The sequence below is a fragment of the Niallia circulans genome (assembly GCF_003726095.1).
GTDB lineage: Bacteria > Bacillota > Bacilli > Bacillales > Cytobacillaceae > Niallia > Niallia circulans_A.
Genome location: NZ_CP026031.1, coordinates 4,334,464 through 4,350,398 on the forward strand (window position 1 = coordinate 4,334,464; position 15,935 = coordinate 4,350,398).

Consider the following 15,935-nt stretch of genomic DNA (forward strand, 5'->3'; position numbering starts at 1 on the left):
TCTGCTTTTTTTATTCAGACTGTAGAAATAAAAGTCATTTAATATAAAGGAGTAATATCCACATTGGCAGGAAGCTCAAATGGGTTTTTACTATTGATATGATCATAAAATAGTATTCCGTTTAAGTGATCTATTTCATGTTGAAAAACGATTGCTTCGTAATCCTTTAATTTAATTTTTACTTCTTCTCCATGTATATTGTATGCTCGAACCGTTATTCTACGATAGCGAGGAACATAGCCTACAATGGATCGATCAATAGAAAGACAGCCTTCACTCTCAGGAATATAGGTCATGGCAGTAGAATGACTAATGATCTTAGGGTTGATTAACATATATTCCAATGCTTCACCGTTTTCTTGCCTAATATAACTCGCAAACATTCGTTTATTTAAGCCAATTTGGTTTGCCGATAATCCTACGCCTGCTCGTAGTTGGTATTTTTTTGACAAGATTGGATCCTGACTGTTTTTCAAATATTGCAGCATGCATTGCAACTCTTTTATATCCTCTTCAGTAGGAGGAATAGATACTTCCTTTGTTTTTTCACGAAGGATAGGATCGCCTTCTCTCACAATATCCTCCATGGTTATAATATATTCCTTTGTAAATTTACTCATCTAATAAACTCATCTCCAGCAAATATGGTATATATGTAAAATAGCAGAAGGAGCTTTAGATGTCTAATGGTTAAGCATATATCTTTATTTAGATATGAAAAAAGAATATAGAAGAAATGCGAAAAAGCAAATTAAATTATTTTTAGGAAAATCTTACATATAAAATAAAGAAGAGGAAAGGCTATGAAGGTATAAAATTACTTATTTAAATGGAAAGGACGAGTTAGATGAAAAAAATAATAATGCTGTTAATGCTAACTACTATAGCATTAACCGGCTTTTGTTCTTTAGTAAGTGCAGCTCCATCTTCAGAAAAAAGAGAGATAACCCAAGAAGATAAACAGTTTTTAATAGAAATGGCAAAAAGTTTGGGAATAAAGCCAGAAGGTAAAGACCCAGCTGCGATAAAAAAAGAAATCCATGAAGTATTAATAAAGAAGGAAGCTCAGAAATTAGGAATAAAAACAGAGGGAAAAGATTTACAACAAATAGCGATGGAAGTACATACTGCTCATCTTAAAGAAGAAGCAAAGTCGCTAGGAATTAGCACAGAGGGGAAAGATGCCAAAACATTAATGAAAGAAGTGTTTGAGGCGAAAATTTTGAAACAGGCAAAAGAGCTGGGGATAGATACAAAAGAAAAAACAATACAGCAACTAGGCAAAGAAGTGCAAGAAAAAATGATTATGACTGAGGCAAAAAAGCTTAATATCCAAACGGAAGGAAAAGATTTTAAGCAAATTGCCGATGAGATAAGAGATACACAAATTATGAAGAAAGCGAAAGAGTTAGGGATTGATACAGAAAATAAACAGCCAAAAGAATTATTAAAAGAAATGATGATTAAACATCCAAAAGAATTAAAAAAGTTAAAATTGTTTCCTTCTTATGGGGAACATTTCATGTTTAAAAAGCACCATAAACTAAACAGAGAACATTAATACTACCTAGAAAAATCACTTGAATAATTCAAGTGGTTTTTCTTTTTTTCTATTTTGTTCATTATTTTGAACAAAATGGGAGATTAGCCTCTCCGGAATAAGGGGAAAAAAGTTAAAAAAACAGCATTTACCAATAGGGGATTGATTACCAAAAAAATAGGAAAGAGGAAGAGGTGTTCAATATATTGAAATGAACCTTTTGCCCTATTAACAATTAGGATTTTGAAACGTATTATCTATTTTTGAAAAAAAAAGCATAAAAGCCTGTAATTTTTATAAAGGATTAGTATGCTTAAATTAGCAGACTTAGACAGTATATATGATATATGGAAAATTTACACGAAAAGAATAGTAATGTAAGGGAAAAGAAATCTGTTAATAGCTGCATTAAAAAGGGAGCAATAGGAGGAATAAAGATTGAAGCAATATTCCAAACTACGAATTACGGAAAAAGATCAAAATATTTATAATGCACTGTGTGATTTGTATAAGGAAAAAGGGGGAAAAGTAGGGATTGGCCCTACAGAGATTGGAATAAGAGTTGGTAGAGATTCCTATGATGCTTCTGCATATTGCAATGCATCTTTAAAAAAGCTGATTCATTTTGAAAAAATTGAAAAAATAGATAACGGAAAGTATATACCACTAGAGATAGGGAAAGAAGAGTAATAAAAGATTGTAATTGCCCCATAAAAAATGTTTTGTAGAACGGTGTTTTGTTAATAAACACTACGAGCTTTTCTAAAACATTTTGTTATGGGGCATTTTTGCTTTATAGAAATAATTTATATGAATGCTATTGAAAAATAGTCCATAGACCGAAAAAAGGATTGAAAGTTAAAGAAATTAATGTATAATAACTGGGTATAAGTAAACTTTAAGTTTAGTTATACAGAACTTTTGTGCCTTCAAGTTTACTATTTCTAAACAAAAAGTAGGTTGAATCATGGAAATCGGAAAAAAAATAAAGAATTTACGGTTGAAAAAAGGATTAACACAAGAAGAGTTAGGTGAGAGAACTGATTTAAGCAAGGGATATATATCCCAGCTGGAGAGGGATTTAAGTTCTCCTTCCATTGAGACATTTTTTGATATTTTAGAAGTTTTAGGATGTACACCGAAAGAATTCTTCGATGATGAAGAGCGAAAACAGAAGGTGGTTTATACAGAGGATGATATAACGGATTTTTCTGATGAGGAAAAAGGGTATCGGATTCAATGGCTAGTTCCTGAATCAAATGAAAAAGAAATGGAACCAATACGGCTATTCTTTTCTAAGAATGGAGAATTTAAAATATTTGAACCTTCTTTATCGGAAACATTTGCATATGTAGTAGAAGGCGAAATTCTGCTGAAATTAGGCAGACAAGAGTATCGGGCAAAAAAAGGGGAATCTATTTACTATCATGCAACAGAGGAACATCAATTAATAAATCTAGCAGATGGTGTAACGGAATTAATTCTTGTAGCCACAGATTCTTACTTATAAGAAGAATTCATAAACAATAGAAAAATCAATGAAGAGGGGGATATTATGTCTGAGCAGCATATTATTCAATTTGAAAATGTAACAAAGAGTTATGATCAAGATACAACTGTTTTAGAAAATGTAAGCTTTGAAATTGAGCGAGGTAAATTTTATACACTGCTTGGTCCATCTGGCTGTGGAAAAACGACTGTTTTACGATTAATTGCTGGATTTATGGAACCGACAGAAGGAAATATTTACTTTAACGGTAAGCTGATTAATAAAATACCTGCAAATAAAAGACAGGTAAATACCGTTTTCCAAGATTATGCGCTATTCCCCCATTTAAATGTATTTGAAAATGTGGCCTTTGGTCTTCGTATAAAAAAATGGAAGAAGCAAGTAATCGAAGAAAAAGTGAAAGAGGCTCTACGTTTTGTTAACTTGGAAGGCTACGAGAATAGAGAAATCAGTGAGATGTCTGGTGGACAGAGACAGCGTGTTGCAATTGCAAGAGCCATTGTAAATGAACCGGAAATTATTCTTCTCGATGAACCATTATCTGCACTTGATTTAAAGCTTCGCACAGAAATGCAATATGAGTTAAGAGAATTACAGAGAAGATTAGGGATTACTTTTATCTTTGTGACACATGATCAGGAAGAAGCTTTGGCCATGTCAGATGAAATCTTTGTGTTAAATAAAGGACGCATTGAGCAAAGCGGAACACCAACTGATATTTATGATGAACCAATTAATCGTTTTGTAGCAGACTTTATCGGGGAATCCAATATTGTACCAGGAACAATGAAAAAAGATTTTGTTGTCCATTTTGGCAGTAAAACTTTTGATTGTGTAGATGGTGGCTTTGACGATAATGAAGCAGTAGAAGTAGTAATACGCCCAGAGGATTTAGAAATTACTTCTTTAGAAGCAGGTAAATTAAAGGTAAAGGTAGACTCTCAATTATTTAGAGGCGTTCATTACGAGATTTGTGGGTATGACGAGGATGGAAATGAATGGCTAGTTCATTCTACAAAGAAAGCAACGGTAGGAACCGAAATTGGCCTTTACTTTGAACCAGAGGCTATTCATGTTATGCGCCTTGGGGAAACAGAAGAAGAGTTTGATAAACGCCTAGAAGCGTATGAGGGGGCAGCCAATGAAAAGTAGTACTAAATGGTATACGGTCCCTTATTATCTATGGATTGTACTTTTTGTTATTGCTCCAGTTGCACTTGTTGTTTATTATTCTTTCTTTGATATTGAAGGGGCATTTACGTTTGAAAATTATCAGAAGTTCTTTACACCAGTTTATTTGAAAATGACGTTAAGTTCCTTTTGGTATGCTTTTTTAATAACGTTCTTTTCCTTGATTATTGCATATCCGACTGCGTATTTATTAACTAAAACGAAGCATAAGCAATTATGGCTGTTATTAATTATTTTACCATCATGGATTAATCTTTTATTAAAGGCATATGCATTCTTAGGGATATTTGGAACACATGGTGCAGCCAATCAGATGCTCGATTTTCTTGGAATCGGTGAACAACAAATATTATTTACAGACTTCAGCTTTCTATTTGTAAGTGTGTATATCTTTATTCCTTTTATGATTCTACCTATTTTCAATGCATTAGAGAAGATGAATCCTAGCTTAGTAGATGCGTCTCAGGATTTAGGAGCGTCATCTTGGACGACATTTAAAAAAATTGTCTTTCCTCTAACATTAAATGGAGTAAAGTCTGGGTGCCAAGCTGTATTTATTCCAGCTCTATCCCTATTTATGATCACTCGTTTAATTGCAGGTAACCGTGTCATCACATTAGGTACTGCGATTGAACAGCATTTCCTAATTACACAAGATTGGGGAATGGGTTCGACGATAGCTGTATTTTTGATTATTAGTATGATTATCATCATGGTTCTTACAGGGAACAGAAAGAGAGGGATATAAGATGAAAAAGCTATCCAAATGGTCTGTATTGTATTTATGTATTGTTTTTATCATATTATATGCCCCTATCTTTTATCTGATTTTTTACTCGTTTAATAGCGGGGGAACCATGCATGATTTTGATTCCTTTACACTTGGCTGGTATAAGGAGTTATTTCAAGATACAAGACTGCTCGTAATTGTGTTAAATACGATTATTATTGCTCTTTTGTCTGCAGCAGTATCAACTATCATTGGAGTACTTGGGGCTATTAGTATTTCTATAATGAGAAAAAAGGGCTTGAGGAATTCTATTTTGTCTTTAAACAATGTGCTTATTGTAAGCCCTGATGTTATTATTGGTGCTTCCTTCTTAATCTTTTTTACGATCATTGGAATCAAATTAGGATTCTTTTCTGTTCTGTTGTCACATATAGCTTTTTCGATTCCTATTGTTGTGATTATGGTTTTACCTAAGCTGGAAGAAATGAGTCCGACTTTGGTCGATGCTGCCTTAGATCTTGGAGCAAGCTGGAAGGATGTATTGACAAAAGTCATTATTCCTTATATTTCACCAGGAATATTTGCTGGTTTCTTTATGGCATTAACCTATTCTTTAGATGACTTTGCTGTAACATTTTTTGTAACAGGTAATGGATTTACCACCTTATCAGTAGAGATTTATTCTTTAGCACGACGAGGGATTTCTTTAAATATTAATGCATTATCGACCTTATTATTCTTATTTACGTTGCTTCTTGTCATTGGCTACTATTTCATTACGCAACGAGTTAATAAAACTCCACAAGCGGGGGTGAGAAAATGAAGTCTCTCATTCGTGGATTAATTGTTATTTTTGCACTGGCCTTCATCCTGCTATTTATTGTTCATCAATTAAATTCAAGCAGAGGGTATACGAGTGGTAAGACATTAACGGTATATAATTGGGGAGATTACATTGATGCAGACTTAATTTCTAAGTTTGAAGAGGAGACAGGGATTAAGATAATTTATGAAACCTTTGATTCCAATGAGGCAATGATGACAAAGATTCAGCAGGGAGGAACAAGCTATGATATTGCGATTCCCTCTGAATACATGATCGATAAAATGAAGGAAGAAGATTTATTAATTCCGATTGATCATTCGAAGCTTCCTAACTTGAAAAATATAGACAGCCGATTTATGGATCTTTCCTTTGATCCAGACAATAAATACTCAATTCCTTATTTCTGGGGAACAGTAGGAATTGTTTATAATCCAGCCATGCTTGATAATAAGAAAATTACTTCTTGGAATGATTTATGGGATAAGGATTTAAGAAATAAAATTATGCTGATAGATGGTGCACGAGAAATCATGGGGATGAGCTTAAATAGCTTACATTACTCTTTAAATGATAAAGATCATGATCACTTGCGGGAAGCAAAGGAAAAATTGGATACTTTAACACCAAATGTAAAGGCAATTGTAGGCGATGAAATTCGTATGCTCATTGAAAATGAAGAAGCATCAATCGGTGTGTTATGGTCTGGAATGGCTGCTGAGATTATGTGGGAAAATGAAGATGTAGAATATGTTGTTCCAGAAGAAGGATCTAATCTATGGTTCGATAATATGGTTATTCCAAAAACAGCCAAGAATATTGATGGGGCTCATCAATTTATTAATTTTATGCTAGATGCTGAAAATGCTGCTCAAAATACAGAATATGTCGGTTATTCTACTCCTAACAAGGCGGCAATGAAATTTTTGCCAGAGGATATTACTGGGGATGAACGTTTCTATCCAGATGAAGAATTGACATCTAAATTAGAAGTATACGAAAATCTTGGTCATCGTTCTCTAGCAGAATATAATGATTTATTCTTGGAGTTTAAGATGCATCGGAAATAAAAGTGAATTTCAGTGTAAACAGCATAAAATAAGAATGAAATAGAGAAATGTCATTGCTTTTTTATCATTCAATCCCTTACCGAAAATTGTAAGACAAGAAAGGTGAAAGAGTTCTAAGGCTATTTAAAAAATCACTCTAGAATAAGAAAAAGACGTTCAAAAAATTTTGAGCGTCTTTTTCTACCTGGACATTAAGATGAAAGGATAAGGAGGAATGGAATGAGATTAACAGAAGAAAGATATTATATCCGACCAATAGAGAAAAAACTAATGTAGGAGCTTCCTGTTATCAAATTCTATTCAAAACATTAACCAAAAATAGGACAGTTCAATGTAACCAATTAAGGCTCAATTTTCATAAGAATAATTACTCATGCTTTTTTTTTTGCTATGCTCACATTTATAATACCAAATAAAAAAATAGTAAAAATCATAAAGAGAATTAAACGCATTAATACATCTGACATATCGAAGCTTGGTGTCGCCCACTTGTTTGCCAACTCGGTTCTGAAGGAGTCAAAAGGTATAAAATCTGCTATTTTTTTCATTACTCCTGTAATTTCAAAATCTCCAATTGTACCCGTAAGAATGGCAATCCCAAAATATGCAATCATTGCAATTCCTTGAACAGCATTAAATCCTTTGAAAAACCATGCAATAGTGAACGCTAAAAAGTACAAAGAAATGGTTAATATTACAATGCCACAAATCATTAAAATTAAAGTCGTTGTACTAGGAAAGGGTAATGGAAGAGCGATTTGCAATACAAAGAAATAAATAATGCAAATGCCAATAACCATAGAAAGAATCGCAATAAATTTTGCAAGCATCTGGTTTAGTTTCGTATACCCAAATAAAGAGAAGCGGGTAGAAATACCACTTTCAATATCTTTAGCAAAAGCGATCGTGAAAGGTAGCAATACAAGTCCTAATGGTATCATTGGTAAGCACATTGAAAAAATTTTCTCAGCAATTATATTATTTTGTGCTGCATCATTGGTATCATGGTATCCTCCGATTGCTAAAACTAATGGCAACAATCCTCCGACAATCATTCCAATATTGTATCCAAATGTATTTTTTAATTCAAATTTGATATAATGTTTCATGCTAATTCTCCTGACACTCCTTACTTTGATTAATTGCATTTAGATAAATAAGTTCAATATTATTATTCGAAATTGAAAATTTTTTCCCTAACATAATCAACTCCTTTACGGCTTCCTCTTGGTCAATTTTGTTTGAAAAAGAAAAAGCCTGTTTTCCTTTTTCACTGATAATTTTTGTTCCTGTCTGTAGTACTATATTCTCGTTATCTCCTTCAATAATTATCGTTGAGTAGCCAATGTATTTTTTAAATAAATCCTCTGTTTTTCCGAATTCTATTAAACGCCCCTTGTCAATAATAATCAGTTTATTTGCGAGTTTTTCAATTTCATCAAAATAATGTGTTACTAACAATAATGTCGCATTTTTTCCTGAGTACCATTCTTGAATTTTTTCCATTAATCGACTACGGGATTCAAAATCTAGGCCTGCTGTCATTTCATCAAAACAAGTCAAAGGTGCATCTTGATAGAGTACCATTATCAGTGTTAATCTCTGCTTTTGTCCTCCAGATAATTGAGTAACTTTTTTCCTTAATATATCTTGAAAATTAAAAAAATTAATTAAAGATTTAAGCTTTTCATCTTTTTTTAATGTTGTTTTTAGCAATCCTTCCATGATTGTTTGACAAGTAAGAACATTTGGATAGGAATTTTCCTGTAAGTGAACTGCTATATTTTTTGGCTTTTCTATAAGTCCTGTATATCTTACTTGATCAGTGAGTGCTTTTATTAATGTGGACTTTCCCGCTCCATTTGCTCCAATAACACCAACAAAGTCATTTTCTTTGATATTAATTTCACTGTGTATATCCAATGCGGTAAAATCCTTATACTTAACTTGTAAATGTTTAATTTTTAACATCCTTTTTTCCCCAATCTTATATAGTATGCAGTGGTTAATTCTTCTTAATTTTTTTCAAGTGATTATTTAAGTCCCTTACGATTAATTTATTTTTGACTATTATGACAATATAGGTAAGTAAATAAATGAATGATATGCTTACAATCAGGTTAACAAGACTTTGGGAACCATAATTTGCTATATACAAAAAACAGACAAAAAGAGTCGTTGCAGTATAATGGGCCATGAGAGCAAGCAAAAAACTAATCTTTTCAACTTCAAAAATAATGGCTGATACTCCTACAAATATTGAAATCAAAAAGACTATTGTGACTGTTTTAGTTGTCACCATTGTTGAGCCATTAAAGTAAATAAGTGCTAAGTATATAAATGAACCTGTTCCTAATCCTGATGATATTTTTGTACGCCATTCCATTTTGTACCCTCCTTTTCCAGCTTACTAATTCATAAGTAGATAGGAACAACTAGTTAAGTATCATAATTAACTATGTGCATAATACCTTACTTTTTTTGGTGCGTATATGCTTGAATACACAAGCGGTTATTTTCAATACACAAGCGGTTTAATAACAGAGGCTTTGTAAACTCTTTTTGACATTTTGAACATAGCGTCTGCTGACAATCAATTGTTCATGCTCAATTGTTTCTAAGAGCAAATTGCCATTTTTTTGCGCAATAAAAGATTTAATATATAAGGAATTTACAACTGTACTTTTCGAGATTTGCACAAATTCTTTCGGCAATACTTTCATAAAATTCGATAGAGAATCTCTAGTTGTTAGACTGTTATTTTTTGTATAAAGAAATATTCTGCGTTCCAAATATTCTAAATAAAAAATATCCGAAATTTTTATCTGAGAAAATTTTTCTGAATCAATATCCTGGGCAATGATTGTATAATTACTTTCCTTCAAAATACTGATTACTTTTTCTAGCGAAGGTGTTACTTCGAAAATATTAAATATTGCTGACTCTTGAGAATCTAATTTTTTTAAGATTTTATTTACTACAATTTTCACTAATATATTCTTCCTTTCTGTCCACTCATAAGCCGAATTTTTCCTGGAAAGTTATATATTTCTCCCTATAGGGCAAAAGTGTAAAATATACTTTTTTACTTAATTCATTATTAGAGTTTTTGTTGAAGAGGATAGATTGCTTTTTTTAGTCTTACGAAAGCAAAAACTCAACACTCTATCTATTCCAATCGCTATACATTATAGCATTCAGTTAAGTACAACCTTCTGCATCAAAAAGTCATAGAACAATAATGTGAAAAACGTATAATGTGTATTTATATTAGCATTACACGTTTTAGGTATCGATTAATAACTCTTCTAGATCAACTAAAAAGTATAGGTCAGTGGATCCATTTGTGCATAAACCAACTTGTTTAATTGTCTACCTTATTAATACCCGTTGTCATTAGTGCTTGTAAACTCCAGTGGAAGGTGCATCAGAATTAATGGAAAATAAGACAGTTCGCTAAATTTTTAGCGGGCTGTTTTTGTATGTAACCGCCTGTTATAGAAAATACTAACGAAAAACAAGGTGGGTTATAACATGAAAAAAATAATATGCTTTTTCTGTTTTCTTACGTTTCCGCTAGGAATCTCCGCTCAGGAGGCAGCTCCATCTAAAAATCAAGTTAGAAAAGAGCTTGCCATCGTCATTGATGATTTTGGTAATAATATGAAGGGGACAGAGGAGATGCTCAATCTACCTGTTCCTATTACGGTTGCAATAATGCCTTTTCTATCTACAAGTAAGGAAGATGCCATTCGTGCCCATAAAAAAGGGCATGAAGTGATCGTTCATCTGCCGCTAGAACCAAAAAAAGGGAAAAAGAGCTGGCTTGGACCAGGTGCTATTACAACAGATTTATCAGATCAAGAAATTAGAAAACGGGTGAAGGATGCGATTGAAAGTATTCCTTATGCGGTTGGGATGAATCATCATATGGGTTCAAAGGCGACGGAAGATAAAAGAGTAATGAAGATTATTCTAGAAGAATGTCGAAACCATAGTCTTTATTATTTAGACAGTAAGACAACAAGCAATAGTGTCATAAAGGAATTAGCCGAGGAATTAAATGTCCCTTATTTAGAAAATGATCTTTTTTTTGATCATATATATACAAGTCAATATATTAATAAGCAAGCTAGTCGATTAGCGAAAAAGCTAGATACAGAACAGGAATTTATTGCGATTGGCCATGTCGGAGTTTCTGGGCCAGCTGTAGTAAGTGTTTTAAAGGAGTACATTCCACTTTATCAAAAAGATGCTGATATTGTACCGCTTTCGACTCTAGTAGAAGGCTATGAACTGTTGGATACAGACATACCATAATTTATGTAAGAGCAAAACCATCACGCTATACCGAATAATGAAATTGGTATATAACGCTGGTCTATACTCTCCTAATTAGATTAAACTATGAAACGGGTTTCATAACAATAGCCGTTTTGAAGATACTGTAAAAATACATCGTCTTACCTATATAGAAAAAGGACAGACGAGAATTTTTCGCCTGTCCTTTATACATTGATTAGCTATTTAAAGTATTATCATCATTTGGTTTTTGAATAGAAGTTTGTTCCATTTTTCTATCCAGTTTATCTAAACGTTTTTTAGCAAATTCTCTGCCGCCGAGTCCAAAGGCAAGACCAAATGCTAATGCAAGACCGCCAAGGATTAAGATAAAGGCAGCATTGACAATAGAAGAAGCTACTTTTAATTGGTCAAGTGCCATAAAGACAGACAAAGTGATAATCGCATATTTAGCGATAACCGGTAACACTTTAAAGTGACCGCCTTGTAAAACGCTGCTTAGTAGTTTCTGTACGAGATAACCTAGCCATAAGCCGACGCCAATAATGACAATAGCAGCAATCACCATTGGTAAGTAAGCAATAACAGCGGTAGAAAGTGTAACTAAAAATTCAAGTCCGACAATATTTAAAGCTTGTACAGCTAATAAGAAAACAATCAGAATTTGAACAATTGTCCCAATAATGTTGGAAATACTAGTATTAGCGTTTATACCCATTTTTCTTACATAGGTATCTAAGCTTAGTTTAACTAATAAAGTAACAACCATTTGTTTTACCCATTTGCCTATCCAAATACCAATTAAGATAAGGATAATGGCTGTCGCAATATTAGGAATCATTGTTAGAATATCATTTAACATGTTAATAGCTGGTTGAGAAATTCCTTGAATGTCTAATTTCTCAAGCGCTGAAATAACAGTTGGGATGAGAATGAAAATGAACACAATGTTCCCGATAACAGAAGATATGCTTACATTATCAAGAAGCTTGTTAATACCTAAGCGTTTAGCTAAGGCTTCTGTGCCGATTGCTTGTAGGAAGTTTGTTAGAATTGTACGTACTATTTTTGCAACAAACCAGCCTACTAAAACGATTAATGCTGCTGCTAAAAGTTTTGGTAAGAAAGCAAGCATGTTTTGAAGCATATTCGCAAATGGTTCAGAAACACCATATAAGTTAAGGGCACCTAGGATAGCAGGTAAGAATAACAATAGTATTAAATAGAATACAATGTTAGCTACTTTATCCATTATGTTTTGTGGGTTATTCTTTTCTGCAAGATTCCATTTCTGTAATCTCTCATGAACCTTTAGAGTGCTTCCTGTCTTTTTAATAAGATACTTTAATCCGGAAGCAACTACCCAGGCAATTAATAGAATTAATGCAGCCTTTAAAATATTTGGAATTGCTCCTAGAATGGTGGAAAGCAGATTTACTAACGGAGAAGTAATTACCGTTAAATTTAGTATATTAAAGAATAGGGTAAAGACAAAAACCAATAATAGATAGAATACGATCTTACTAATTATCTTTTCAGATGAATATTTTTTGGGTTTTCCGTCCGGGAAAATTTTCTCATCTACATTTGTTTTTTGCAGTCCTTTATAGAGGGCTTTTTCTATAATTTTTGCAATAATCCACCCGATAATTAAAACGACCACTGCTAGAATAAAATCAGGTAGCTTGTCCCAAAAGGAATTCCAATTCCAGTTATAGTACATACTCTTCACTCCTTGATTTAAATTAGGCATTTTTAAAGAATGTTGTTTCGTATAGGAATAAGTTGATTTTTGCATCAGTAAAATATTCGTTCCAATGAGCTCAGGAAATTTATATGTTTCCTATTAACAACAACTTTAATCAGCCTTAATGTATTCTACTTAATACCCAGTGAGAATAGGATTAAACGTTGGATAAAATGGAGTTTAAGGAATGAGGGGGGGCAATAAAAAAGAGAAGACTGTATTGAAAGCCTTCTCATGCAGAGTCTATTTCTATTATATTTTTTCTAAAAGATTATCTTAATGCTTTTTCTTCGAATCTATATAAACAGTCATTACTGCCAACCATAATGAGAATATCGCCCTGATGGATTACTTCATTTGCGGATGGAGAGACAATTGTTTCTCCTGCTCGTTGGATGCCAATAATAGTACAGCCATAATTAGCACGGACATCTAAATCTAAAATCGACTTATTATGTATTTTCGGAGAAGCTACCATTTCCACAATTCCGTGTTCTTTTGAAAGCTCAATATAATCAATCATACTATCAGAAACAACATGGTGGGCAATTCTTTTTGCCATATCCTGTTCTGGATGAATGACGCGGTCAGCACCGATTTTTTCTAAAACGCGTTTATGATAGACATCGGCCGCCTTCACCCAGACTTTGCTAAGACCCATCTCTTTTAACAGCATGGTCGTAAGGGTGCTAGACTCGACGTCATCTCCAAACGAAACAAAAGCATGATCGAAATTCCGAATACCGATTTGCGTTAGTGATGCCTCTGTAAGAGTTGTCATTTGCACACAAAGGGTAGCGAAAGGTCGATATTTTTCCACTTTCTCGAGAGATTGATCAATGGCTAATACTTCCGCCCCCATTTTATGAAATTCTTCCACTAAACTACCACCAAAACTGCCTAATCCTATCACAACAAATTGTTTTTTCATGTTTATCCTCCTAGGGATGAAAATACATACTTTTGCCATCATTATACTTTTTTATCGAAAAGAAGGAAAATGGTTTTTTTGCTTTTCAGGAGATAAATAGGAAGAAGAAGCTTTAATGGAAATTAAAAAACCACTTTTTCGCAAGGAAGACGAAAAAGTGGTAGATTTTTTCCAATATTATTCAGAAAGATATGCAGTTAACATCCATAAATGTTTTTCGATTTTGCCAATTAAATCAATAGCTAAATCATTAGTAATCACATCTTCTAATTCATCTGCATGTGCTGCTAGTGCTTTTAATTGTGTATTAATATGGCTATAATCCTCTACTAAAGATTTCACCATATCATTTGCAGATCGTTTTTCCGTACTTTCTTGTAAAGTGGAAGTTTCGATAAATTCTTTTAATGTAGAAACAGGTTTACCGCCAATAGCAAGCAAGCGCTCTGCAAGTTCATCTACTGCTTCACCAGCTTCGTCATATAACTCTTCAAATTTTTCATGAAGTGTGAAGAAAAATGGTCCTTTTACATACCAATGATGTTGATGTAGTTTTGTGTATAATACGCTCCAGTTAGCAATTTGTACGTTTAGTTCTTTTTGTAATTCTACTTTTGTTTGTAATCCCATGTTTAACAAACTCCCTTCGACTGATTATATATTAATTATAACAAATTCTAAATTAAAATCAATACTTATTTGTAATTATTTTAATTTAGTTTTTATTACAATTAGAGAAAACATAGTCATCTTATTGTTGCTAAAATTTCTTTATAGTTTTTGTTGTTCTATTAAATATATACCCTAATTACAGAGGAAAGAAAACAAAAGGGAGAAAGATTTCATCAAATGGACAAAAATAAAAAAAGACTCAGCGAGGTGCGGAGTCTAGTTGATCTTTACAATTAGAAAGAGAGGGATTTAGAAGAAAACATATAAGATTTATGGTGATAACGAATACTAAATATGAGTCCCATTGCCATCAAATTGCACATTAGAGAGCTGCCCCCATAACTTATAAATGGAAGGGGAATCCCTGTTATCGGCAATAATTGTATAGTCATTCCGATATTCTCAAAAACGTGGAATGTAATCATACTAATAACGCCGACGCTGATATAAATACTGTAGGGATTGGCTGTTTGCAATGCAGTTCGAACTAGGTGGAATATTAAAAGAAAATAAAGAATAATGACAATACTGCCGCCAATAAATCCATACTCCTCCCCAATAATCGTAAAAATAAAGTCTGTATGTCTTTCGGGAATATACACTTCCTCTTTTCCTAAGCCCTTACCACCAATAAGCCCAGAGCCTATCGCCATCAGTGATTTGACTAACTGTAAGCCATCATCGCCAGCATTATGAGGGTCGAGCCAGGAATTAACACGAGCGAATTGATAGGGATCTACTCCTAGATATTTTTCTAATAGTTCTCTTCCGAAGATAGCTAAGTATAAAACAATGGAACCAAATGCAGCAGCAGCACCATATAAAGGAATGAGCAGTTTCCATGAAATTCCTGAGACTAGCATCATTCCAATTAAAATAGCCATTAACACGAGTGTAGTCCCAAAATCCTGCAAAATGACTAATGCTATTGGAACACCAGCTACAATCGCCAGTTTACCCATCAAAATAAAATCTGTTCGCAGAGATTTATGAATGGTTTTGACATTATGATTATTTATAACTTTAGCAATCGCTAAAATATAAAAGACCTTCATATATTCAGACGGTTGAATACTGCCAATATGGGGAATGACATACCAACTTTGCGCTCCGCCTCTGCGTGGAGTAAATGCCGTTTCTGGAGCAACTAGAAGACCGATTAATAAAACGGCCCCTATTCCATACAAAATCCAAGTGATTTGTTGAATCTGTTCATTATCAAAATACATAATAATGGCAATTACAACCGCGCCAATAACATACCACATAATTTGTGATTGTAAGTAAGCAGCGTTCGCGCTGTATATAGCAATACTGCTAACTAGACAAAATAACATAAGCAAAAGACATAATGTCCAATCAAATCTTTCAGAAAAAACATTTCTTGTTCTCATTTCTGCAAACCCCTAGTTCAAATTT

General features: G+C 33.2%; 17 protein-coding genes. 8 read left to right on the forward strand and 9 right to left on the reverse strand.

Annotated elements, in window-relative coordinates:
* Nucleotides 1-38: 38 nt before the first annotated feature.
* The gene (gene def, locus C2I06_RS20815) at nucleotides 39-620 is read right to left on the reverse strand and encodes a peptide deformylase (protein ID WP_095331077.1); all 582 of its coding nucleotides are present in this window, start codon (nucleotides 618-620) and stop codon (nucleotides 39-41) included.
* A 227-nt stretch (nucleotides 621-847) separates the two neighbouring features.
* Here def and C2I06_RS20820 point away from each other — a divergent pair, with 227 nt between their 5' ends.
* From C2I06_RS20820 to C2I06_RS20850, 7 genes are all read left to right on the forward strand, one after another.
* On the forward strand, nucleotides 848-1,561 hold the full coding sequence (locus C2I06_RS20820) for a hypothetical protein (protein ID WP_123258775.1): 714 nt from the start codon (nucleotides 848-850) through the stop codon (nucleotides 1,559-1,561).
* A 417-nt stretch (nucleotides 1,562-1,978) separates the two neighbouring features.
* Nucleotides 1,979-2,230, forward strand: coding sequence for a hypothetical protein (locus tag C2I06_RS20825; protein ID WP_095331073.1), 252 nt, complete (start codon nucleotides 1,979-1,981; stop codon nucleotides 2,228-2,230).
* A gap of 277 nt (nucleotides 2,231-2,507) precedes the next feature.
* Nucleotides 2,508-3,050 carry a helix-turn-helix domain-containing protein gene (locus C2I06_RS20830; protein ID WP_095331071.1) on the forward strand — a complete coding sequence of 181 codons (543 nt, stop codon included), beginning with the start codon at nucleotides 2,508-2,510 and terminating at the stop codon, nucleotides 3,048-3,050.
* A 45-nt stretch (nucleotides 3,051-3,095) separates the two neighbouring features.
* Nucleotides 3,096-4,202 (forward strand): ABC transporter ATP-binding protein, encoded by a 1,107-nt coding sequence (locus C2I06_RS20835; protein ID WP_047944214.1) that lies wholly within the window; start codon nucleotides 3,096-3,098, stop codon nucleotides 4,200-4,202.
* Nucleotides 4,192-4,989: an ABC transporter permease gene (locus C2I06_RS20840; RefSeq protein WP_123258776.1), complete on the forward strand. Its 798-nt coding sequence runs from the start codon at nucleotides 4,192-4,194 to the stop codon at nucleotides 4,987-4,989. Before C2I06_RS20835 ends, C2I06_RS20840 begins: the two co-directional genes overlap by 11 nt.
* A gap of 1 nt (nucleotide 4,990) precedes the next feature.
* Nucleotides 4,991-5,794: an ABC transporter permease gene (locus C2I06_RS20845; protein WP_095331067.1), complete on the forward strand. Its 804-nt coding sequence runs from the start codon at nucleotides 4,991-4,993 to the stop codon at nucleotides 5,792-5,794.
* Entirely contained in the window at nucleotides 5,791-6,864 is a 1,074-nt protein-coding gene (locus C2I06_RS20850) for an ABC transporter substrate-binding protein (RefSeq protein ID WP_095331066.1), read from the forward strand. The genes C2I06_RS20845 and C2I06_RS20850 overlap by 4 nt, the downstream gene beginning before the upstream one ends.
* A gap of 371 nt (nucleotides 6,865-7,235) precedes the next feature.
* On the opposite strand, the gene C2I06_RS20855 is transcribed toward C2I06_RS20850, so the two are convergent.
* The 4 genes from C2I06_RS20855 to C2I06_RS20870 all read right to left on the reverse strand — a co-directional run bounded on the left by C2I06_RS20855 (nucleotide 7,236) and on the right by C2I06_RS20870 (nucleotide 9,854).
* Nucleotides 7,236-7,973, reverse strand: coding sequence for an MFS transporter permease (locus tag C2I06_RS20855; protein ID WP_123258777.1), 738 nt, complete (start codon nucleotides 7,971-7,973; stop codon nucleotides 7,236-7,238).
* 1 nt (nucleotide 7,974) lies between these two features.
* Nucleotides 7,975-8,835: an ATP-binding cassette domain-containing protein gene (locus C2I06_RS20860; RefSeq protein WP_123258778.1), complete on the reverse strand. Its 861-nt coding sequence runs from the start codon at nucleotides 8,833-8,835 to the stop codon at nucleotides 7,975-7,977.
* Nucleotides 8,836-8,869: 34 nt separating this feature from the next.
* Complete coding sequence (locus tag C2I06_RS20865; RefSeq protein ID WP_123258779.1) at nucleotides 8,870-9,250, reverse strand: DUF3021 family protein; 381 nt, start codon at nucleotides 9,248-9,250, stop codon at nucleotides 8,870-8,872.
* A 148-nt stretch (nucleotides 9,251-9,398) separates the two neighbouring features.
* Nucleotides 9,399-9,854, reverse strand: coding sequence for a LytTR family DNA-binding domain-containing protein (locus C2I06_RS20870; RefSeq protein ID WP_123258780.1), 456 nt, complete (start codon nucleotides 9,852-9,854; stop codon nucleotides 9,399-9,401).
* 544 nt (nucleotides 9,855-10,398) lie between these two features.
* On the opposite strand from C2I06_RS20870, the gene C2I06_RS20875 reads away from it, so the two are divergent.
* Nucleotides 10,399-11,184, forward strand: coding sequence for a divergent polysaccharide deacetylase family protein (locus tag C2I06_RS20875; protein WP_095331064.1), 786 nt, complete (start codon nucleotides 10,399-10,401; stop codon nucleotides 11,182-11,184).
* 199 nt (nucleotides 11,185-11,383) lie between these two features.
* Here the strand turns inward: C2I06_RS20875 and C2I06_RS20880 are convergent, their stop codons facing one another.
* The 4 genes from C2I06_RS20880 to C2I06_RS20895 all read right to left on the reverse strand — a co-directional run bounded on the left by C2I06_RS20880 (nucleotide 11,384) and on the right by C2I06_RS20895 (nucleotide 15,910).
* Entirely contained in the window at nucleotides 11,384-12,889 is a 1,506-nt protein-coding gene (locus C2I06_RS20880) for a mechanosensitive ion channel (protein ID WP_095331063.1), read from the reverse strand.
* A 295-nt stretch (nucleotides 12,890-13,184) separates the two neighbouring features.
* Nucleotides 13,185-13,844 carry a potassium channel family protein gene (locus tag C2I06_RS20885; RefSeq protein ID WP_095331062.1) on the reverse strand — a complete coding sequence of 220 codons (660 nt, stop codon included), beginning with the start codon at nucleotides 13,842-13,844 and terminating at the stop codon, nucleotides 13,185-13,187.
* A 177-nt stretch (nucleotides 13,845-14,021) separates the two neighbouring features.
* Nucleotides 14,022-14,474 (reverse strand): Dps family protein, encoded by a 453-nt coding sequence (locus tag C2I06_RS20890; protein ID WP_047944207.1) that lies wholly within the window; start codon nucleotides 14,472-14,474, stop codon nucleotides 14,022-14,024.
* Nucleotides 14,475-14,749: 275 nt separating this feature from the next.
* Nucleotides 14,750-15,910: an FtsW/RodA/SpoVE family cell cycle protein gene (locus tag C2I06_RS20895; RefSeq protein WP_095331060.1), complete on the reverse strand. Its 1,161-nt coding sequence runs from the start codon at nucleotides 15,908-15,910 to the stop codon at nucleotides 14,750-14,752.
* Nucleotides 15,911-15,935 lie beyond the last annotated feature (25 nt).